This is a genomic window from Cryobacterium frigoriphilum (assembly GCF_004403305.1).
Classification (GTDB): domain Bacteria; phylum Actinomycetota; class Actinomycetes; order Actinomycetales; family Microbacteriaceae; genus Cryobacterium; species Cryobacterium frigoriphilum.
Genome location: NZ_SOHE01000070.1, coordinates 1 through 21,922, shown reverse-complemented (window position 1 = coordinate 21,922; position 21,922 = coordinate 1). Strand labels below are relative to the sequence as shown.

General features: G+C 63.2%; 11 protein-coding genes and 2 pseudogenes. 5 read left to right on the top strand and 8 right to left on the bottom strand.

The window, feature by feature from the left end; translation table 11 throughout:
• Nucleotides 1-124 precede the first annotated feature (124 nt).
• Nucleotides 125-289: a hypothetical protein gene (locus E3T55_RS20335; RefSeq protein ID WP_166791816.1), complete on the bottom strand. Its 165-nt coding sequence runs from the start codon at nucleotides 287-289 to the stop codon at nucleotides 125-127.
• Here E3T55_RS20335 and E3T55_RS16765 point away from each other — a divergent pair.
• Both E3T55_RS16765 and E3T55_RS16760 read left to right on the top strand, forming a co-directional pair.
• Nucleotides 288-824, top strand: a complete 537-nt coding sequence (locus E3T55_RS16765) for a hypothetical protein (RefSeq protein WP_134520698.1) — start codon at nucleotides 288-290, stop codon at nucleotides 822-824. The two genes, E3T55_RS20335 and E3T55_RS16765, sit on opposite strands and share 2 nt — an antisense overlap.
• A gap of 173 nt (nucleotides 825-997) precedes the next feature.
• On the top strand, nucleotides 998-5,833 hold the full coding sequence (locus tag E3T55_RS16760) for a helicase (protein ID WP_174775485.1): 4,836 nt from the start codon (nucleotides 998-1,000) through the stop codon (nucleotides 5,831-5,833).
• A 69-nt stretch (nucleotides 5,834-5,902) separates the two neighbouring features.
• Here the strand turns inward: E3T55_RS16760 and E3T55_RS16755 are convergent, their stop codons facing one another.
• Entirely contained in the window at nucleotides 5,903-6,241 is a 339-nt protein-coding gene (locus tag E3T55_RS16755; protein WP_134520697.1) for a hypothetical protein, read from the bottom strand.
• A gap of 183 nt (nucleotides 6,242-6,424) precedes the next feature.
• Here E3T55_RS16755 and mobF point away from each other — a divergent pair, with 183 nt between their 5' ends.
• Nucleotides 6,425-10,228 (top strand): MobF family relaxase, encoded by a 3,804-nt coding sequence (mobF, locus tag E3T55_RS16750; RefSeq protein ID WP_134520696.1) that lies wholly within the window; start codon nucleotides 6,425-6,427, stop codon nucleotides 10,226-10,228.
• 1,339 nt (nucleotides 10,229-11,567) lie between these two features.
• On the top strand, nucleotides 11,568-12,614 hold the full coding sequence (locus E3T55_RS16745; protein ID WP_134520695.1) for a PDDEXK nuclease domain-containing protein: 1,047 nt from the start codon (nucleotides 11,568-11,570) through the stop codon (nucleotides 12,612-12,614).
• Nucleotides 12,615-12,700: 86 nt separating this feature from the next.
• Here E3T55_RS16745 and E3T55_RS16740 read toward each other — a convergent pair whose 3' ends face one another.
• From E3T55_RS16740 to E3T55_RS16715, 5 genes and pseudogenes are all read right to left on the bottom strand, one after another.
• Nucleotides 12,701-13,297 (bottom strand): recombinase family protein, encoded by a 597-nt coding sequence (locus E3T55_RS16740; protein ID WP_119970615.1) that lies wholly within the window; start codon nucleotides 13,295-13,297, stop codon nucleotides 12,701-12,703.
• A gap of 449 nt (nucleotides 13,298-13,746) precedes the next feature.
• Nucleotides 13,747-14,451 carry an ABC transporter ATP-binding protein gene (locus E3T55_RS16735; RefSeq protein ID WP_198418594.1) on the bottom strand — a complete coding sequence of 235 codons (705 nt, stop codon included), beginning with the start codon at nucleotides 14,449-14,451 and terminating at the stop codon, nucleotides 13,747-13,749.
• 2,200 nt (nucleotides 14,452-16,651) lie between these two features.
• Nucleotides 16,652-16,939 (bottom strand): lactococcin 972 family bacteriocin, encoded by a 288-nt coding sequence (locus tag E3T55_RS16725; RefSeq protein ID WP_119970619.1) that lies wholly within the window; start codon nucleotides 16,937-16,939, stop codon nucleotides 16,652-16,654.
• Between the two features lie 552 nt (nucleotides 16,940-17,491).
• Nucleotides 17,492-18,692, bottom strand: a pseudogene (locus tag E3T55_RS16720) (IS110 family RNA-guided transposase).
• A gap of 460 nt (nucleotides 18,693-19,152) precedes the next feature.
• The gene (locus tag E3T55_RS16715) at nucleotides 19,153-19,755 is read right to left on the bottom strand and encodes a TetR/AcrR family transcriptional regulator (RefSeq protein ID WP_119970621.1); all 603 of its coding nucleotides are present in this window, start codon (nucleotides 19,753-19,755) and stop codon (nucleotides 19,153-19,155) included.
• Between the two features lie 151 nt (nucleotides 19,756-19,906).
• Between E3T55_RS16715 and E3T55_RS16710 the strand changes: the two are divergent.
• Nucleotides 19,907-20,304, top strand: a pseudogene (locus tag E3T55_RS16710) (AAA family ATPase); the annotation flags it as partial.
• Nucleotides 20,305-20,694: 390 nt separating this feature from the next.
• Here the strand turns inward: E3T55_RS16710 and E3T55_RS16705 are convergent.
• Nucleotides 20,695-21,306 (bottom strand): TetR-like C-terminal domain-containing protein, encoded by a 612-nt coding sequence (locus E3T55_RS16705; RefSeq protein ID WP_134520693.1) that lies wholly within the window; start codon nucleotides 21,304-21,306, stop codon nucleotides 20,695-20,697.
• Nucleotides 21,307-21,922: the final 616 nt, after the last annotated feature.

Genomic DNA, 21,922 nt, shown 5'->3' with positions numbered 1-21,922 from the left:
CGCCCCACCCTCGACCTCGACACCCCGGGCCAACGGCTCAACCAGCTGCTCCTCGCAGCCTAAAACCACCACGTTGCTCCGACGACTTGACTTTGCCGCCGGCAGGCGCTCGAAAAACCATGTTTCACCAGCCCAGGGCGAATTCGACCTCTGGGGACTCGACGACAGCACCGCGGATGCGCAGATCGAGGCGGTCCGCACCGCGCCGCCCTCGCCTGTTGAAACGGCCCTGGCCAGAGGCCAGCTGAGCTTTGATGACTTTTGGACTGAACAGGATGGTGGCAATCATGAACAAGTACGCACTGATAGCCGAGGATCACTGGAAGACGGCGGCACCGAGCCGGTACGCGGCGTTGCCGAACCCGGCGCAGTACTTCGAGGAGTTGGGCGAACAGGTGTTGAGCCAGGTCGACGACCTGAGCCAGAGGATCGCCGGGCCGGACCCGGTGGGGGAAAGGTACCTGGAGAAGGTGGGCCGGCTCACGATGGCGCAGAAACAGGCCGAGGAGATCGTGCTGGCCGACCTCGTCTGGATCACAACACCGGAGCTATCGGCGGACGAGGAGCGGGACGAGTGGGAAACCACCCGGCCGATGGACTCGGCACTGGCACGATGGGCGGAAAGCGTGCAGGACAGCCCGGACGGGGTGACGTCGACGGACGAAGAGGAACGGATGGCCGCGGAGTGGGCCGTGCCGGTGAGCTTCATTCAGGAGCTGCTGGCGGCGGAGAGCCCGAGCCGGTTCTTGACCGCGCACACCGACACGATGAAGCGAGTAGCGGACATCCGCTACCAGCAGACCACCGAGACGCACCCGGAGTAGCCGCACCGAGCTTCACCCCGGGAAATCAAGACAGCCTCGCCCCCTCCGGAGCGAAAGCGCGGTTCGGCGCAAACGTTGCCGCGATCCGGCTGTCCCAGCAGCTGCACGCCGACGGCCGACCGGCCACCGGCAATGAGCACCAGACGCTCGCCCGGTGGTCGAGCTGGGGCGCCGTGCCTGACGTCTTCGACGAGTCCAAAGACAACTGGGCGAGCGAACGCACCGAACTGAAATCGCTCCTCAGCGATGACGCCTACGCCGAGGCGCGCCGCACCACGATCAACGCCCACTACACCGACCCGGCCTACGTGCGCGAAATTTGGGCGGCCCTCACCGACCTCGGCTTTGACGGCGGCCAGGTTCTGGAGCCCGGCGCGGGATCCGGCACCTTCATCGGGTTGGCCCCCGAAGGCGCCCGGATGACCGGCATCGAACTCGACAGCACGACGGCCCTGATCGCGAGCGGCCTCTACCCGCAGGCCGAGATTCGCGCCGAATCCTTCGCCGACAGCCGGTTCCCAACCGGATACTTCGACGCCGCGGTCGGCAACGTGCCGTTCGCGGACGTGCGCCTGCACGACCCGGCACACAACACCGGCCGGCACTCGATCCACAACCACTTCATCATCAAGTCCCTGGCGCTCACCCGTCCCGGCGGGCTGGTAGCGGTGCTGACCAGCCACTACACGCTCGACGCGCAGAACCCCGCCGCCCGCCGTGAGATGAACGCGATGGCCGATCTCGTCGGTGCCGTCCGTTTGCCCTCCGGGGCGCACCGCCGCGCCGCCGGAACCGACGTCGTGACCGACCTGCTGGTCTTCCGCCGCCGGGAGATCGGCGAGCCGGCGGTCTCCCAACTCTGGGAAACCGTCACCGCACAGCAGATCGATGAGCGCATGGTGAAGATCAACTCCTATTTCGACCAGCGTCCCGAAAACGTCCTCGGCGAGGTGCATGTCGGCACCGGAATGTACGGCAACGACACCCTCACCGTGACGGCCGCCGACCTCACGAACACCCCGGCCGACCTCCGCACGGCCCTCAGCGGTGTCGTCGCCGATGCGACCGCAGCCGGCCAACGGATGACGGCGCGCAGCGCGCTCTCGGAGCGCGCGCTGGCAACCTACCGGCCCGCCGAACCGACCCAGTGGGACGGCACCATCGTCGCCCAGCACGACGGCACCTTCACCGTCGTGCGCGCCGGCGTGCACACCGCGCTCAAAGTGCCGAAGAATGCGGCCACCGAACTAACCGCGCTGCTCGGCCTCCGCGACGGCGCGACGACCCTGCTGGCCTTGGAAGCGGCGACGGTCGATGACACCGACGAGATCGTCGACACCCGCGCCACTCTGGGCGCGCGATTTGACGATTACCAGACCCGATACGGGCCGCTCAACCGCTTCACCCTGCGCTCCACCGGCCGCGACGACCCGGACACGGGCGAAGCTGGCACGGCCCGGATTACGCCCACCCCGGCGCGCATCCTGCGCGCCGATCCGTTCGGGCCGCTCGTCATGGCCTTGGAACGCTTCGACGAGGAACGGCAGACCGCGTCACCGGCTGCGATGCTCAAACAGCGTGTCGTCGCCCAGCGCCCTATCGCCCAGGGCGCCGATACCCCTGCCGAGGCGATCAATCTGAGCCTGGATCGCACCGGCCGCATCGACCTCGACACGATCGCGCACCTGCTCGGCCGGACCGAAGCGGATGCCCGCGCGGGCCTCGGAGAGATGGTCTACGACGACCCCACCACCGGCAACCTGATCCACGCTCCCGAGTACCTCTCCGGCGATGTGCGGGTCAAGCTCGACGCCGCACAGGCCGCCGCCGAGACCGAGCCCGACCGCTTTGCCGTGAACGTGGCGGCACTGCAAGCGGCCATGCCGGAGAAGCTCACCATGGAACAGATCCAGGCACGGCTCGGCGCCGTGTGGGTCGACGCCGACACTCACCAGCAGTTTCTCCGGGAGCTCCTGCGCGATCGCAGCATCCGGGTAGAAAACCCGATGCCGGGAATGTGGGAGGTGCGCGGCAACCGGCAGACACTGCGCGCCACCAGCGAGTGGGGCACCGTGCGCCGCCCGGCGACCATGCTCAGCCAGGCGCTGATGGAGCAGAAGCCCATCACCGTCTATGACGAGTATGAGGAGCTGGGCACGAAGAAACGGGTCGTGAACGCCCTGGAGACCACGGCCGCGCAGGAGAAAGCCGACCAGCTGCAGGAACGCTTCGGCGAGTGGGTCTGGGAGAACCCGGAGCGGGCGGAACGCCTCACCGATGAGTACAACCGCCGGTTCAACTCCATCGCTCTGCGCGACTACAGCCAGGAGGGCGGCTACCTCACCCTGCCCGGGGTCGCGCTGAACTTTGTGCCACGACCGCATCAGCGTGCCGCCGTGGCACGGATGCTGTCCGAACCCGCCGTCGGGCTGTTCCACCAGGTCGGCGCAGGCAAGACCGCGGAAATGGTGATGGGCACCATGGAACTGGGTCGAATGGGCCTGGTCACCAAACCCGTCGTCGTGGTGCCCAACCATATGCTCGAGCAGTTCGCCCGCGAGTGGCTGCAGATCTACCCGCAGGCACGCATCCTGGCCTCATCGAGCGACGACCTCGCCGGTGACAAACGCCGACTGTTCGTCGCCCGCGCGGCCGCGAACGACTGGGACGCCATCATCATGACGCGCACCGCCTTCCAGCGCATCCCTCTCTCGCCGGCCGCCGAAGCCGGCTACATCAGCCGGGAACTCGACACGCTCCGAGCCGTGTTCGAGGAGGCCACCGGCGAGGACGCGATGAGCGTCAAGCGCATCGAAAAGAAGCTGCTGTCCCTCGAGCAGACCTACAAAGAGCTCACGGACAAGCCCCGCGATGCCGGCATCACCTTCGAGTCGACCGGGATCGACTACGTCGTCGTCGACGAGATGCACGACTATAAGAACCTCGCCACCGAGTCCAGCATTCAGGATGCCCGCATCGCCGGGGCAGGCCGGGCCACGGACCTGCACATGAAGCTCGAATACCTGCGCTCCCAGCACGGCGACCGCGTCGTCACCGTGGCCACGGCCACGCCCCTGGCCAACAGCATCACCGAGGCATATGTGATGCAGCGCTATCTGCGCCCCGACCTGCTCGAGAATGCCGGCATCGGCCACTTCGACGCCTGGGCGGCGACGTTCGGGCAGACGGTCACGGAGATGGAGATGGCGCCCACGGGAGGTGGGAACTTCCGACTGAAGACCCGGTTCGCGAAGTTCCAGAACGTGCCCGAAATGCTGCGGATGTGGCACGTCTTCGCTGACGTGAAAACCGCCGAAGACCTCAAACTCCCCACCCCGCTGCTGCGGGAACGCTCCGACGGGCAGCGGGTGCCCGAGAACCTCGTGCTGCAGCCCGGCCCCGAGCTCGAGGCCTACATCGCCGACATCGGCGAGCGTGCCGAGCGAGTGGCCAACAAGTCGGTGCGTCCCGAAGACGACAACATGCTCAAGATATCCACGGATGGCCGCAAGGCCGCCCTGGACGTGCGGATGGTCGGCGGCGACCGCCCGAACGGGCCAACGAAGATCGACGCCGTCGCGCACCAGGTGCTGCGCATCTGGAACGAGACCAAGCACCTCAGTTACCTAGACGACGTGACGAAGGAGCCCTCGCCTACACCGGGTGCGTTGCAGTTGGTGTTCAGTGACCTGGGCACGCCGAAGCCCGACCGGTGGAATGCGTATGACGAGCTGCGCCTGAAGCTTGTCGACGGCGGGATGCCGGCCGAGGCCATCCGCTATATTCACGAAGCGAAAACGGACCCGGATAAAGCTCGCCTGTTCGCAGCCGCGCGGGCCGGCCATGTGGCCGTACTCGTCGGGTCGACGGCGAAGATGGGCGTCGGGACGAACGTGCAGGCACGCGCGATTGCGCTGCACCATATGGACTGCCCGTGGCGGCCGGCCGATATCGAACAGCGCGACGGGCGCATCGTGCGGCAGGGAAACCAGAACGCCGAGGTTAGTCTCTACCGGTATGTCGTCGAGCGCAGTTTCGACAGCTATATGTGGCAGACCGTGGAGCGGAAGGCGAAGTTCATTTCCCAGATCATGCGCGGGCGGCTCGACATGCGCGAGATCGAAGACATCGGCGATGTCGCCCTCGGCGCCGCGGAGACCAAGGCGCTCTCCTCGGGAAACCCGCTTTTGATGGAGCAGTCCGTCGCGAACAATGATGTGTCGAGACTGCAGCGCCTTGAGCGAGCTTGGCAGCGCAACCAGACGAACCTGGTGAGCATGCGCGTGAACGCGAGTAGTCAGGTTGGGGTGCTGGACCGTGACATCGATCTGCTGACAGCCGCGCTTCCCCGGGTCGTGGACACGAGCGATGACCTGTTCCGGATGACGGTGGCCGGTCGGCAGTACGGCAAACGAGCGGATGCCGGCGTCGCGATCGGGGAGTGGGCGGCGCGTAACGGCGTGCGGTATCTGCCCACGAACGCCGATCGGAAGCTGGGCGAGTTGGGTCAGGTTGGCGGGTTCCCGATCGACGTGGCCTCACGCACGTCGCTGGGTCAGGTGCACATTGTTGCGGAGCTGCGCGGGGTGCCGGGGGCGAGCGTGACGGTGCCGCTGAACCAGTTTGCCGAGGCGGGGGTGGGTCTCGTGCGGCAGATCGAGAACCGGGCTGCGTCGTTGCCCAAACTAATCACCGAGACGCAGCAGAAGCGGGTCGACGCCGAGACGACGATCACCGAGGTGGACGCGCGCATCGACGACCCGTTCAAGCACAGTGCCGACCTCCGCGAAGCGCAGGACCGGCAGGCCCGGGTGCAGTCGGGCCTTGCGGCGATGGCCAGCGAGCAGAACCCGCGGGCTGAGGCGACGGATGCGCCGGGTGCAGATGGTGCCGCGGCCGGGCGCGATCGCGTCAAGGAACTCGCCGCGCGAACCCGTGCGAAAGCCGACGAGCATCACGTCGACCCGGATCCGAGCATCCACCCGATCTCGCAACGACCGCGGGTGTAACCGCCGAGCGACCGCACGCGCCCAGTCAGGCGCCTCACACACATCAGTGACGTCCGGGCTGATAGGCCTCTACGAGGTTGAAGTCTGGGGGAGAGCGGGCGCCGCTGGTGTCGCCGTGGCGAGGGCGCGTATCCGCTTCACTTCTTTGGGTGGGAGGGCGGTGAGATCGGCGACCCGGCTGGCGCTCTCGCCCAGATCGAAGAGACTCGTCACGGTGTTGCCCATGGTGTTCTCGAGGGCGGCGAGTTGGACGATCAAAGCCTCGCGCTCATCGCCGGCCGTGAAGAACTCCGCGAGCGTTGCTTCGATCTTGTTGTCCCGCTCCGCGCGGACCTGATCAACCCGGGTGCGGGCGAGTCGTGCCCTCTCCCGGGCGTCGATCTTCTTACCAGTCTGTTTCGTTGCCATATCAAGTGCCCCCATGAATTCAGATTCATCCCGTATCGAACGTCACGCAAGTCAAACTTTTCACAGAATCGACCAGCTCTCAAACCTCACCCAAAAAGGCAAAGCAGATAGACACACCTCTTGCACTAGTAGTGTCCGGAGAGGATTCAGGCATTAACCTGTCTGAAGGGAGGTGGTTTCGCCATGATGACCGTGCACGTTCTTCACGCCGGTGATGGCTACACCTACCTGACCCGCCAGGTCGCGGCGGGGGACCATTCCGTGCGCCGGGGCGAAGACCTCACTGAGTACTACACCGCCGAGGGTAACCCGGTCGGGCAATGGCTCGGGTCGGGCCTGGCCAACCTCGGCGTCTCCGGGGCGGTCTCTGAAGAGCAGATGCAGGCCCTGTTCGGTGACGGGTTGCACCCGGACGCGGAGGCTGCGATCCGTGCTGCCGTCGCCGGGGGAGCGACCCCGGAGGACGCCGTGCAGGCATCCCGGCTGGGGCGCCGGTTCCCGCGCATCCAAGCGATCGCGGACGGCTGGGATGACGCCGTCGCCGACGCGTACACCGAGTTCACGGCTACGAACGGGCGCAGTCCCGAACCCGGCGTCGAGCGGGATCTGATCCGATGGAACATCGCTGCCGACCGGGTAGCAGCCACGTTGAAACGGGCGGCAACGGATGCCGAAGTGGCCACCCATCTCTCACAAATGGGCAAGGCGCCCAGGCAGCCCGTCGCCGGATACGACCTGGTGTTCACGCCGGTGAAAAGCGTGTCTGTGCTCTGGGCGCTCGGCGATCTGGACACCTCGGAGCAGGTGCGCGAGGCCCACAACGCCGCCTGGCAGGCCACCGTTTCCTGGCTCGAAACCGAGGCCGGTGTTACGCGCGTTGGTGCCGGCGGGGTCGCGCAGGTCGACACCCACGGGTTCGTTGCCACCGCGTTCGAACACCGCGATTCCCGCACTGGTGACCCCAACCTGCACACCCACGTTGCCGTGTCGACGAAGGTGCAGGGCCTCGATGGGAAGTGGCGTTCGTTGGACGGACGGGTGCTGCACGCGCTCGGCGTTGCGGCATCCGAACGTTACAACACCCTTGTTGAGCAGGAGGTCCGGAACCGCCTCGGAGTGACTTTCGTGGACGAGACGCGCGGCCGGAACAAGCGCAGCGTGCGCGAGATCGCCGGCATCAGCCGGGAGCTGCGTGACTCGTTCTCCTCCCGTCGCGCGGCCATTGAAGATGCCTACGAAACCCTGGTGCAGGAGTACGTGGCCAAGCATGGCCGCACCCCGCCGAAGTCGGTGCAGTTGAGCCTCGCGCAGCGTGCAACCTTGGAAACCCGCGAGGGCAAGAGCGCTCCGAAGAGCCTGACGCGGCAGCGCGCGGAGTGGCGGCTGGCCGCGGTCAGGATCATCGGTGAGGTCGCCGTAGACACGATCGGAACTACGGTCCGGCAACGACAGCAGCTGTCGGCGCAGGACCAGACCCTTGCAGCGTTGAGTATCGACGAGCTCGCCGATCGGGTGCTGCACACGGTCGAAGACAGCCGGGCAACCTGGCGGCGGTCGCATGTTGCAGCGGAGGCGCAACGCATCGCCCGGACCTTCGCAAACGTGAGCCCTGGCGTCGATGCGCAGCAGATCGCAGAGGGTGTCGCGCAGGCCGTTATGGCGCGCGTGATTGCCGTCACCGCGCCGACACTCAACCCGGTCCCCGAGGCTTTGCAGCGCCAAGACGGCGAGTCCGCTTACCGTGTGCACGGGACGGAACGGTTCACCTCGGCGCGCATTCTCGCCATTGAGGACAGCCTGATCGATGCGGCTCGGACCGTTGCCGGCTTCGCTGTCGACCCGGCGATTTTCGCCACCACAGTGGAAACGTTGAACGCCTCGAGTCCTTACCCGTTGGATGCGTCCCAGGTGGAGCTGGCCCGCCGCTTCGCATCCGGTGGCCGCCTCCTCGAGGTCGGAATCGGGCCGGCCGGAACCGGCAAGACGACCGCGATGCGCGCGTTCGCCCGTGCCGTCGAAGCGGGCGGCGGCCGGGTACTGGCTTTGGCCCCGACGGCGGCAGCATCGACGGTGCTGGCCGAGGAGATCAAAGTTGAGGCGGAGACGGCGCACAAGCTGGTGGACGTACACCGCAATGGGTCGCCGGAGCAGCAGGAATCGGACCAGTACCGCATCGACGGGAGCACGGTTCTTCTCATCGATGAGGCCGGGATGGCCTCGACCCCGTTGCTGGCCGATGTGTTGGAGCTCGCCCAGCTGCACGGGGCCACGATCCGTCTCTTGGGGGATCCGGCGCAGCTGGCCGCGGTCGAATCCGGGGGAGCCCTGCGCCTGATTGAGCAGCGCGTGGGCGCGAGCTACCTCGACCAGGTGCATCGTTTCGTCGACACGGCGGAAGCGACGGCGTCCCTTCTGCTGCGAGATGGTGCGAGCGGGTCGCTGGACTTCTATGTCACCGCGGATCGAACGCGGGGTGGCATCCGTCAGAGCATGCTGGAAGAGATTTATGTGGCGTGGGCCGCGGATCGCGCCGATCATCGACACTCCATCATGGTCGCGGGAACGAACGAGGAGGTCGCCGCGCTGAATGCGCGTGCGCGACTGGACCTGATCGGTCAGGGTGCTGTCGGCAAGAGCGGTGCCTTGCTGCATGATGGGAACAAGGCCGGCGTAAACGATGTGATCGTGACGCGGCAGAACGACCGGAAGCTGCGATCCAACCAGGGCAAGGATTTCGTGGCGAACGGCGATCTCTGGACGATCATGAGCGATGAGGGCGGTGACTTGAAGGTGAAGAGCCTCCGGCACGGGGGAGTGCTGACCCTGCCGGCCGAATACGTGGCCACGCATGTGGAGCTCGGCTACGCGGCCACGATTAATCGGGTGCAGGGCATGACCGTGGATACCTCCCATATTCTTGTGGACCCGCAGTCGACGTCACGGGAGCAGCTTTACGTCGCGGCCACCCGTGGCCGCGAATCCAACCGGATGTATGCGGTCGTGGAGGAGACCCTCGAGGTGGATGCTCATGCTCCCGATCACCTGCGCACGTCGATCATCGATGCCCTCACTGCGGTGCTCGCGCGCGAGGGCGCGGAGCGGTCGGCGACCGAGGAGATCCAACGCGAGCAGGATGCCGCGGCGAGTCTCTCGACGTTGCTGCCGGCCTACGAGGATGCGCTCGCGCGGGTCTACGACCCGGACCAGAGCGAGCGGATGGAAGCGGTCGTCCGCGATGTGCTCGACGCTGGTATCGCCGATCGGGTTGTCAACGACGAAGCGTGGACGCATCTCGCAAGTCGGCTGGCTGCGCATGAGGCGCGGGGCGCCGACGTGCGCGCGCAGCTCGCTGCGGCCGCGCGGGCCAAGGACGCCGGAACCGACTCGACCGTTCAGTCGTTCGCGAAAATCTATCATCACCGCATCGGAGCGCCCGTGGCTCCGGCGGGCGATAGCGGGCTGCCGACTTGGGTGACTCCACCGCCAACCGGAGCTGCTGGCGACAACAGCGAAGTCCGAGATTGGTTGCTCGCTCAGGCAGGTCTTATAGGGAACCGAACCACGGCGCTCATTGATACGGCGGCCGCGGCACCGGAACCGTGGATTGCGACCCTTCGGCTCCAGCCCGATGATTCTTTCCTACGGCAGGCATGGCGGCATGACCTCGGCAACGTGCTCGCTTTCCGCGACCTGTACCAGATTACGGATGCCGAGTTACCGCTGGGTGCCGTCCGCCCCGACGGCGATGCGCACACGGGGGCATCCGCATCCCTTGAGCGGCTTCGCGTGCTTGAGGACCACACAGCGGTTGAGGCGAGACGTCGAATAGCGGAGCTACGGCAGCGACTGTCCGGTGCGGAGACTGCGGCGGGCAACGCTAGGGTAGCCGAACGTCTCCGGCGAATTCGCGGGCGCGACGTTGACCTCGATCTTGAGCAACAGCACGACTTTCAGGCTGTCCCAACACGTCCCCGACCGAAGATTTAGACCTGTCGTTGGCGACGACAAAGGAAGGGTGAATGTCCTCCACAAAGTCGCGGGAGTTCTTTGCCGAGTTTGAGCAGTTCCTATTCGGCAGCGCCAACGTGAAGGCATCGCCAGGGAACGTACCGGCCGTCCACGAACGATCAAGTACTGTCGTCGTCACCCTCGGATTCGAGGAGGGACCTCCATCGGTCCGCGTCCTGTTTTTGCAGTCCTGAAATATCCGGTCTATCTCTTCAGGCGGCGCATTTCGCGCGGCAGCCTGTCTGATCGCGAGGATTAGCTCCACGCCATCAGCAAGCTCGTCACTGAAATCTACTTTCAAGTCGATCATCTGTTCTCCTCTCTCCACTAGTAATGATCGTTGGGTCGCTTCGCTATGAGCATACGACCCGCCTGATTGCCTCTGCTGCGCGCAGTATCAAAGGTCCACTTTGATTGGAGTCGTCGGATGGTCCGGCAAGCGAGCGAGTAATCCTCCCGTCGCATTGAATGCGGGCTGACCAAACAATAGAACCCATCCACCGATATCTACCTCGATAAAAACCGCACCGCGGTGTTTTCAAGTCGTCCGCATGAAAGTTATTGTCTATCAGGACAAAGATTATTTGCCCGTTTGGGGTGTACCCGAATTGGGTGTGAAGAGCGATGCGGAATCCGTGTCCGAATAGGGTCTGGATTGGCTTTCTGACACCTGATCTCGGCGGGTCTAGCGTTCAACTGGACGGATAACGGCTTGGTAGTGCTTGTTGAGGTGGAGATCGGTGCCTTCCCCGACGGTGTCTTTACTCGTCGTCTGGGATCTGACGTGCTGTGGCGGAAATGCCGCGAAAGCTGCCACTGGTTGCTAGCGCCGGTTTCGGCGCCGGTATGGGCATTGCGATCAGCACTGTAACGTTCCCTATGTGCTGCGCGGTGGCCAGGGCGCCGGACGCAACCCCAGCTGACGTCGGCGGGAATGACCCCGTGACCAGGTCAGCCAATTGATACCGGCAGTGGGGCCCTGTCTCGCTCGGAGCCAGGGCCGCACCCGTGATCTTTACATGCCAGCGCAAGTCCGGCAGAGTCGCTGGTTGTTTGTGCCTGGCCGCCTGTTTGAGGCCGGGATTTGCTTTCCGGAGGGGCAGTCGCTGTGCACGTGGTGCACGTCGGGGTCATTCGGATTGGTCGAGTAATACGGTGGAACGCGCATTTCAGGCTCCTTCGCCTTGCACCGGAATCTCCGGTGACATGACCTTACGGCGAGCCACCGACAGGATGCTTCGCGAGCATTGGAGCTGCTCAGGACCATCAACCCAGCTGCCGGCGCGACTCGACGCGCGCATCGGACAGAATGAAGGACATGACCACGCACACCGAGCTCGCCCTCCCTGAGGGATACGCCGAACTTTTACGGGGTCTGAAGGTGCGCGTTCGGAATGCGCAGGTGCGGGCTCAGCGTGTGGTCAACACCCAGCTCCTCGAACTGTATTGGGGTATCGGGAGCGAGATACTCGCCCAGCAGGAAAGCCAAGCGTGGGGGAGTGGTGTCGTGGGTAGATTGGCTTCTGATCTCAGAGCCGAATTCCCTCAGATGACAGGGCTCTCTCGCAGCAATCTTTTCTACATGAGGGCGTTCGCGGTGGCGTGGCCAGGAGAGGGCGTAATCGTCCAACAGGCTGTTGGACAATTGCCGTGGGGCCACATCACGGTTCTACTGGACAAGCTCGACGATGCCCGCACGCGTACTTGGTATGCCCAAGCCGCCGTTGAACACGGGTGGTCACGGAACGTGTTGATGAACCAGATTATGAACCGTACCCACGAGCGGGTCGGGTCGGGCCCGAGCAATTTCACTTGGCAACTTCCCGCAGCTGAGTCGGAGCTCGCGCAGCAGATCGCGAAAGACCCCTACGTCTTCGATTTCCTCGAGCTGACCGACCAGGCCGCTGAGCGGGACCTGGAACAGTCCCTGATGGACCGCATCGTGGAAACCCTCCGCGAACTCGGCGCTGGCTTCGCATTCGTTGGCCGCCAGGTGCACTTTGACGTTGGCGGGGATGACTTCTACCTGGACCTGTTGTTCTTCCACGTCGTCCAGCTCCGCTACGTCGTCGTCGAGCTGAAGACGGGGAAGTTCCAGCCCGAGTACGCCGGCAAGCTCGGTTTCTATATCGCCGTTGTCGACGACAAACTCCGCCTCCCTGCGCATAATCCAACGGTCGGGATCCTCATCTGCGGCAGCCGTAACGATCACACCGTCCGCTACTCCTTGGGTCAGACCGATGCCCCGATGGCCGTGTCGACGTATACCTACGACACCCTGCCGGCGGCCGAGCGCAACGCGCTGCCCAACGAGGAGAAACTCACTGCCGCGCTCGACTGGGCTGAGGAACCCTCGGCGGAATAGACAAGCTCGTCCTCGAAGGATGAGCGTGTCGCCAAGCAGGGCGTCCCGGCGAGTCCGGCACCGCTCTGGGCCGTCGGACGGCTTCCTTAGGGCGTCGTGCTCTTGAGGGCTGCTTTGGCTTGCTGGTGACGGTAAAGGGTGGCACGGCTCCAGCCGACCAGTTGCGCTGCATCCTTGGCGGTGCGGCCTTTTGCGCGGGCTTCTGCCACGAGCTGGAGCTTGTCGGCGATCACGACCGGATCGGACAGCGGACGACCGAAGCGCGTCCCGTTCTGCCGGGCGGCAGCAATTCCGGCATTGACGCGTTCGACGATAAGTTCGCGCTCGTACTCGGCGAGGGTGGCGAGCATGTTCAGCATCAGCCGGCCCGTCGACGTCGCCGGGTCGATGCCATCCGAAATGGATCGTACCTGGACGCCGCGCTCGCCCAGCAGGTTCACCGTGTTCAGGACGTCGATGAGGGAGCGGCCGAGCCGGTCGATTCGCCACACGACGACCGTGTCACCAGGTTCGGCGTACCCGAGGAGCTTCTTCATCCCGGGCCGTTCGATCGCGGTCTTGCTCCCTGACGTGACGTCAGCGAACACGTCGCGTTTCTGCACGCCAGCATTGACGAGCGCGTCGAGCTGCAGCTGCGCATCCTGGCTCGATGTGCTTACACGCGTGTACCCAATATGCCTCATTCGTCCATTGTGACTCACAAACCCCGTCTCGCCAGTCGTCTGAGACGTTTTACGGTGAGACATATTTATGGGACACCGAGCGGCCCGCCACCTTGTGGGTGGGGACCGATGGGGGAGTGGGGATCGAGTGTCTTGGAAAGCTTTAGCTTTCTAAGACACCAGGTGATCTCCGTTTACGGGACCCGCACAGAACCGGCAACGCCGGCAGAACTCGCGAAGTCCAACCGGCGACGTCATCGAAGCCGCCGCCAGGATCCTCGTCATCGGGAATTAGCGACACGGAACGATCACAGAACGCCGCCCCCGACCGGCTGTTGACGCCCACCGAAAATAGGGCCAAGAGTGCCGCTTGGCAATACTGACCCTATTTTTGGTCGCCGTTAACAGGTAAATGTCACGACCACGGCCCGCGCCGATACAGGAGTGCCATTAAGCTCTTTTCACCGGGACTACTGCCATCCAACGACCGCGTCTGCACCACGCTCGCGAGTGCCGCTTGCGAGGCGTACAACTCCGTCGCTTGCTTCGATTATTCGGTCGTCGTGGGTGGAGATGACGACGGCAGCACCTCCATCTGCAAGATCACGCAGCGCGCCAATGACCATCTCGGAGTTGCCATGGTCGAGTGATGCGGTGGGTTCATCCGCGAGGACGATCTGCGCATTTTTCAGGAGCAGCCTGGCCAAGCCAACTCGTTGTTGTTCTCCTCCGCTCAAGGTATGCACTCGGTCGCCTGAATTTCCGCCCATGCCCATGCGTTCGAGAGCATTCTCGACTTGTTGTTGCTTATTCCTTCTGCTCAGCCGCTGGTGCCCAAGAGCGATGGCGACGTTGTCGTACACGGTCCACGAGTCGACGAGGCCGGAGTCTTGGAAGAGGAATCCGATCGAGTCTCGGTACAGCCGTCGTCGAAGGCCGCGCCTCGGACGTGTTGCGTCACGAGTGCCGTAGGTGATGGTGCCAGCGTCAACTCGCTCGAGCAGGCCTATGCAGTTGAGCAGGGTCGTCTTCCCTGACCCGCTGGGACCAGCCAGAGCAAGCATCTGCCCGGGGTGAACTTCGAAGTTCACGTCGCTCCATAGGTGGCGGCGACCAAACTTCTTTTCGACGCCCTCAACGCGAACGGGGAGTGACGTCGTAGTGTTGCGGTGCACGGTTGAATCCTTCGGTCGGTATGCTGCGGCGGGGTCAACGCTGTTTGATGAGATCGGCGCGCGCTCGTCGGTCGAAACTCGCAGTTGCGAAGAAGACCACGAGGCCGATGAGTAGAGCCATTATCACGGCGACGGCGATGCCCGTTCGGTCATTGGTGTAGGCAGCGGGTCGGAGAAGTATGGTGGCTGCTGTGACAGCAGCCGCGCTGATCACGGTGATGGACACCAAAAAAATCCAGTGAATTCGCAGTCCTCTCCATCCTTGTGTGCGCTTCAGAAACGAGGAATATCGTGTTGCGTTTGCATAGATGGCAGCGAGGAGCAGCACAGTGACGATCAAGGTAAGTGAGCCGAGCAAGGCATTGCCCAGAGCTACGCGAAGCTCCGTGTTCCTATCGCGCAGCTCCTGGGCCGCGTGCGTGGCGGGACTGCTGATCGAAGAGAACCTAGACGTGAGCCCCGCCTCATCAGCCAGGGCCTGAAACTTTTCTCCATCCGCGAAGATGACGTTGCCATCGTTCGCCGCAACGCCCAGGAGGATGTAATCACTGAAATAGTCGGTCTGCGATGAGACCACAGCGATTACGGGATCCTGTTGAGTCCAGTGCTCCATGCGCCATGTGTCGCCGTAGTTGAATACGGCTTGGCCCGATTTCACGATGTGCGAAATGATCTGGAGGGGTTCCTCGGGCTCCGTACCGTCGATTGGGTCATACTCAGCGACTGTAGACGCAGCCCACCGTTGAGTGAGCTGATCTGTGTACGAGGACATGCTTTCCGGGATCAGTANCGGGCGGGGGGGGGGGGGGGGGAGATCCTTAACAGACGTACCATCCTCGTTAAGGATTTCATGCCGGTCTAGATAATTATTGTTAACGACGAGTGAGTTTCCGCCGAGCGGGTCATAGCTGGACAGCGGAGCTCCCGTTGTGTCGGTGTGTTTGTCGCCTTGATGGAAACTGAGGACTGCGCTTCCTTCGGATTCCAGCGCGGTGAAGATATTGCCGAACGACCGGTACGCTGCTGCGACGTCCGGCTCGAACGATTTAGACGCGGGATCTTCAAACGCATTGGGGTTAATCTGAACGGTGAGGCTATTTTCTTCAGATGCCCAGCTGTCGAAGGTGCGTGAGTCGGCGGTTATCGTCGCGATACCCCCTGTTGCTTGCGCGAGGGAGGCGTATACCAGGACGATCATGAGCAGTTGCGAGAGAATCGCCGAGGCGGCGAGCAGCCGCATTGGGCGGGCTCCTTTAACGGCGTTGTATCCTGGCAGACGAAGCGCCGCAGTTGATGCGATCAGTGACACGCCTAGTGCGATCGCACCGACAATCAGCATTGGCACACACGCCCACCAGATGAACTGGCTGTACTGGTTCCAGCCATTGTAGAAACCCAGTACTGCGGATCCGACGCCTACGGAGGCAGCAGCCGCGGTCGCATAGACGACGATCAGACCCGACGCCTGATTGCGGATCAGCCGCCGCCTGCGGTAGCCGTGGAACTCCTGCAATGCAGTCGCTTTCCGGCTGAACGCGACCCAATAAATGATGACGAGCCCAAGCGCTATGACCGAGGCAAGCAGGATTGGCCACGAGGAAGAGAGGAGCAACCCAGTTAGATAGCTACGCGATGCGTCGACTTTCTGGGTCGTGACCGTGAGCCCAGCGTCGCCCAGTGTGACACCAAGTCCCGCGAGATCCGTGGCCTGCCCCTGCACCGCGTAAGTCCCACGGATCGGCTGGTTCAGACTCATGAGTTCCGCGCCCTCGAAGACCTCCGGCGTGGACGCGGGTGAGAACGCCGGATACTCACCGTCCGGAATCGTAGCGTCGAACAGGCCGCGGTCTCCGACGAAAGCGAAGTACCACGGTGCCGCAGAGGGGCCTGCGGGGTTCGCCCCCACCCGCAACAGGTTAATATTCTGGGTGCGCGCCGCTTCTTCAAGAGCGCTGATGGCCTTGGCTTCGCTCGTGCCTACCTGCTGAACCTGCATGAACGCACTCGTGCCAGGTGGCTGTTCGCGATCAATCACCTGGTAGCTGAGTGCGCCCAGCAGGAAAAGTAGGCCGCATGTGCACGCGCTGGCAATCCAAACGAGTGGGTGCACATGACGAGCGAGAGTGATCACGCCGATCCTTTCCTAGCGCTGTTTACAGCGCTGTTTGGTACAAACATCAACGTAATCACGGCCGCAATGCTACATGGGGTCGTACCAGAAGCCGCACCCGCTAACAGCAGTCAGGGCAGCGTTCGACCACTTGTACCCGTCGGCCGCAACTCGGTTCGTTCTGTCGCCGCAGATTACGGTGGAGGCATGCCGCGTCTCAAGCATGTAGTCGGAATAGTTATGGCCCATCGTATTGCCGTAGTTCCACGTGCCGCCCTCGGTGGGATACTCGGTAGCTGCGTACGCGGGTCCAGCACTGAGCGCTAGTGGCGCGGCAATGGCGAGTGCAGCAATGGTGTTTTTCCAACGATTTTTCATGGTTCACTCTTTCAGTGAGAGCGACGCCGATATCAGAGATCCCGGTCGGTCGTCCTTATCAACGTGGCCTATCACTGGGGTAGAAATCAAACTTACGTTCCACACTATAGCGGAACGTTATTCAACTGATATCGATTGAGGAATAGCGGGCTGGAACGCCCCAGCATGATAATTTTGCTTGGGTCGATGACCACGGCTTGTCTTCGAGACCGACTCGGTTGGGACCACGCGTGGTGGCGTGCGCATTTTGCATGGGATGTGATCCACCTGCGTTTGACGACGCGCGGGATCGGTCAGGAGTGGTTGTTTGGGCAGAAACACGACGCGGAAGTTCCGGTAGGGGTGTCGCCCCCTCAGGCTGAAGCTCATTGCTCGGCAAGGGGCGGGCGGGGGATGTAGAGAGCCGCGACGACGGATATCAAGTCGTGAGTCTCGGCCCCCTTCGAGGTCAGCGTCGAGAATGAGGCTGCGGATGGCGTAGTGGCGGCAGGTAGCAGGGCTGCGCCCCCAGCCTCCTGGAGCAGGAGGTCGGGGGTGCCTCTAGGTAGTTCGTCAAGGGGTGGAGGGTGATTGGGCTTGATAAATGGTGCCGTCGCGGAGCATGGCGTAGAGGACGTCGCACCGGCGTCGGGCCAGGGCGATGAGGGCTTGGTTGTGGCGTTTCCCTTGGGCGATCTTGCGGTCGTAGTAGGTGCGGGAGACGGGGTCGCTTAGCGCGGCGAAGGCGGAGAGGAAGAGTGCTCCTTTCAGGGCTTTGTTCCCTCGTCTGGACGGGTGCTCGCCGCGGATCGATGATCCTGATCGCCGGGTGACCGGGGCGAGGCCGGCGTAGGAGGCGAGGTGCCCGGCGGTGGAGAACTTCTTGCCCGAGACTTCTGTGATCAGGCGGGCGGCGGCCCTCACACCCACCCCGGGCATGCTCGTCAGGATCGGTTCCAGCGGGTTGGCTTCGACGAGCTCCTCGACCTCCACGGCGATCTCGGCGCGCTGATGCCGGAGCGTCGTCAGCTGTTCGGCGAGGCGCGGCAGCACGGCGCGCGTCGCGTGGGTGCCGCCGACGACGACGGTCTGTTCGGAGAGGGCCTCGAAGATTTCCTCGGCCAGGCGGCGCCCGATCCGCGGCGCGAGCTTGAGCAGGCGCGTGCCAAGCCGGGTCAGGCCGGCGGCCTTCATCGCGGTCGGTGTCGGGTATTTCTGCAGCAGGTCCAGGACGGCCGGGTGGTCGAGGTGCGGGCCGAGAACCCGCTCGAGGGCTGGGTGGACCTGCATCAGCAGCCCCCGGATCCGGTTGCTGGTCGCGGTCATCTGGCCGACGATGTCATCGTGCGAAGCCGCACAGCATTGACAGCTCCGCCATCTGCTCATCCTCGAGGCGCAGCGGCCGCAGCGCATGCGGGAGGGTCCGGGCGGCCTCGGCGATGATCGCCGCGTCGCGGGCGTCGGTCTTCGCTTCGCCGGGGTGCAGATCGGCGATGCGCCGCATCGCCAGGCCCGACAGATACCCGACGAGGATGCCTTCGGCGTAAGCGACGGCGACGGGCAACGCGCCGACGGTCTCGGGCTGGTCAACGACCAGGAGCACTTGGCCGCGCAGCTTCAGCGTGCGGATGACCGCGCGCAATTTTGCTTCGTCATTCGGGAGGGCCTTGTCGTAAAGTCGCTTCCCGGTGCGGTCCAACGCGACCGCGTGATGCTCGCTTTTCCCGACGTCAACACCGATGAACACGTCGACGCTGTCGTAGTTCTCAATCATGAGTTCCCCTGTCAGCCATGCGGATCGGTTGGCCTATCCACGGCATCGAGTACCAGTCAGGCCCGGTGACAACACCCCCCGGATCATCAATGACTGGGGGCAATAACCATGCCGGGCCTAACAGGCCAACACCCTTCAGAAGCAAAGCTTCAAGGGCTACTTACAAGGTAACGGGGCAGGGCTGGTGGGTATCGACTCGTCGAAAGCGAACTCGATCTGCCGCCCCCGGGTGTAAGCGCCGGGAGGTGCGGTAATCAGGCGGCTGAGGTGAGGACATCTGTCGCTGCATCGTCGGCTTGGAGATTGCGAATCGCATAGCCGGTCGACCAGTGGGCGCTGAGTTTCCTGCGGGCACCGGCATGGCAGGTTTCTCGGTCGGTTCGTTCCGGTGCTGTCGGAGAATTTGGGTGCCGTTTAGGCACATAGATGCTCCGAGCGGCGCGGCAACGGAGCCGGTGAATCAATTTTCCGTGTGAAGTCGGTTATTGAGCCACATGACGGCGGATTCTGTCGTGAGCCGTGCGAGTTGGTCGTCGAGCGGCGCCCCTGTCGGGAGGAGTGCACGGGAGAGCACCGGCCCGACAAGCATGTCGCAGAAGTATTCGATATCGATTCCAGCTCCGTCGATCTCGCCACGTTGTACGGCTGCGTCAATGACACGGGCGACATTTGATCGGCGTGGGCTGGCAAACTGTGAGTCACACAGATCGCGAAGAGTCTCGTCAGCGCCAGCAGCGTCGAGGATGCCGGGAAGGTTGTTGCGGAGCAGAGGGGAGGCATACATGGCGATCTCTTCGCGCTGAAGCACGAGGAGATCTTCATAGAGTGATCCGGTATCGACGTTGTTGACACCGCCGAACCGCGTCTTGATCACTTCGAGCGCTAAATGCGCGATGTTCGGAAAGCGACGGTAGAAGGTGGGGCGCGTGGTGCCAATTTCGTTCACGAGGCCATCGACCGTCAGCGCGGCGTAGCCCTCCCCCATCATGATGCGCTCCGCAGCCTCGAGAAGCGTCTCCGTGATTCCGGAGACATGCGGCCTGCCCATCCGATTATTTTGCATTTCAAGACTCTCATAAAGATGGCCCCCAGAACCCAATAGATATATGGGAGTATACGGGCGCGTCTGTAATGTATATACCTTGCGGAGTCAGTCTGAATGAACCCAGCGAGAAAGCTGCTGGATCTGTCTCAAACCGGGACGAGCTGCACACCTGGTAGAACTGCTAATTATCGACGAAGCAGAACGCCTCACGCCCACCGCACTGGAATTACTTCGCGACCGCCACGACCGCACCCACCTCTCGATGATCCTCATCGGGATGCCCGGCATCGACCAAAGATTCCGCCACTACGCCCAGCTACACAGCCGCCTCGGATTCTCCCACCGCTACCGTGCTCTCGGCCGAGAGGAACTACTCTTCGTCCTCAACCGGCATTGGAAACGACTCGGCCGAACCCTCGATCCTGACGACTTCACCGACGCCCAAGCAATCGCAGCAATCGCACGCATCACACGCGGCAACTTTCGACTTTCGAGCGGCTCTTCCCGCAGATCGCCCGCATCCTCCAGATCAACCAGCTCGAAACCATCACCGACGACGTCATCTAAGCCGCCGCGAGCATCCTCGTCATCGGAAACTAGCGACACAGAGCGATCACAGAACACCGCCACCGAACGCCGAAGTTCACACAGAATGTGATCCTATCCTGACAATTTTTGATGAGGACGTCTGACGCCTAGTTGGGGTACACCCCAGATAGACATACTTTGCTCCCTTGCAGCACTTTGATTTCGGCAATGAGTTTCGAGCACGATACCAAGGCGGAAACCCTTGGGAGCCTCAAATGTCCGAACTCGCCTGCACGAGTTGGCACACTCTCCTGCACGGGCGAATTTCGGCCAATACTCCGTCGTCTCGATCGCCATTTGCACTTGGTCTGCTGGGGCCAGCGAATTGGCGGCTGGTTGACACGCTATCGGATCGCTTGAGCGCTGGCGTCATGAGCCGCCGGGACGTCGATCCCGGCGCTCGGAGAGAACGCCATACGCAACGCGGGCAGTGACGCAAGCGAGGTCGTCGTCGAGTACCGCGGTTCCTGGCAAGAGTGTCCGAGCGAGGATGGGCCCGACGAGCACGTCAGAAACGAGGTCGAGATCCCAGTCGGCGCGAATTTGTTCCCCCCGTTCGATCGCCGCCTCGATTACTCGGCCGAGGTTCTCTCGACGGCGAGCGACGAAGGCGTCTCCGTAGAGCTGCCGGATGGCGTCGTCGGTTCGTATCGACTCGAGGAGGCCGGGCAGGTTCTTGCGGAACAGGTCGGAGGAGAACATCGCGATGTCGGCTCGTTGCAGCGTCTCGAGGTCGCCGAGCAGTGAACCGGTCGACGGCGGCTCCCCGGTACCGAACTTCGACGCAATCACGTCGAAGGCGATGTGGGCGACGCTGAGGTAGCGCCGGTAGAAGGTCGGTCGCGTCGAGCCGATTGATCGAGCCAAGCCGTCGACAGTGAGCTGGGAGAAGCCCGGCCCGACCATCACAGCTTCAGCCGCCGCGAGCAGGGCGTTCTGTATCTCGGGATCCATCGGTCTTCCCATGCGTCGGTTGCTCATTGAGCAATTCTTTCAGCCGCACCGCGTCATCCGGCCACCGCGTGTGGCATTAACCAAAGATATACAGCAGACATTTGTAATGTGACTCGAGATCTGCGGGATGGGAAGATGACGGGTGGCTACGAGACGGCGAATCCACCCTTACGAATCCACAAACAAGGCGTAGGTAAGAAGGAACTGCAATACAGTTCGCTGTGAATCGCAGCAGCAAATGGTGGCCTTTTGCAGCCATAGCACGCAGCATCGTGAGTCTCGCCGATTTCCTGCGGTCACGCCGTGAGAAAGTGTTGGCTGGTTGCCGGCACGGCCGTGCGCGATCGATGCTTACCGCAGAACCGGCAGCTGAGAGCTGGACGTGTCGCCGGACGTGAAGTTTATCGTGATGAACGTCGGCAGATTCTCGGTTGATGGCACGTCGAACTCGAACGTCCTGGGGGCCAAATCATCCGTGCACGGGCCTTCCGTATCGACCGAGAATCCGAACGTCATCGTCGCCAGATCCGCTGAGTCCGCGTTCCCCTACGTGTCAGGGTTGGGTGAGGCCAGTAGCTAATAGTCAGTCCGCTGTTTGACGTAGGGCGAGAATCAGGAATCATCACCATGTCCAGTCCGTCTT

Coding starts and splice junctions, on each gene's coding strand:
- mobF (WP_134520696.1), top strand. CDS start 6,425: ATGATGACCGTGCACGTTCTTCACGCCGGTGATGGCTACACCTACCTG.
- E3T55_RS16765 (WP_134520698.1), top strand. CDS start 288: ATGAACAAGTACGCACTGATAGCCGAGGATCACTGGAAGACGGCGGCA.
- E3T55_RS16755 (WP_134520697.1), bottom strand. CDS start 6,241: ATGGCAACGAAACAGACTGGTAAGAAGATCGACGCCCGGGAGAGGGCA.
- E3T55_RS16745 (WP_134520695.1), top strand. CDS start 11,568: ATGACCACGCACACCGAGCTCGCCCTCCCTGAGGGATACGCCGAACTT.
- E3T55_RS16740 (WP_119970615.1), bottom strand. CDS start 13,297: ATGAGGCATATTGGGTACACGCGTGTAAGCACATCGAGCCAGGATGCG.
- E3T55_RS20335 (WP_166791816.1), bottom strand. CDS start 289: ATGATTGCCACCATCCTGTTCAGTCCAAAAGTCATCAAAGCTCAGCTG.
- E3T55_RS16715 (WP_119970621.1), bottom strand. CDS start 19,755: ATGCAAAATAATCGGATGGGCAGGCCGCATGTCTCCGGAATCACGGAG.
- E3T55_RS16725 (WP_119970619.1), bottom strand. CDS start 16,939: ATGAAAAATCGTTGGAAAAACACCATTGCTGCACTCGCCATTGCCGCG.
- E3T55_RS16705 (WP_134520693.1), bottom strand. CDS start 21,306: ATGAGCAACCGACGCATGGGAAGACCGATGGATCCCGAGATACAGAAC.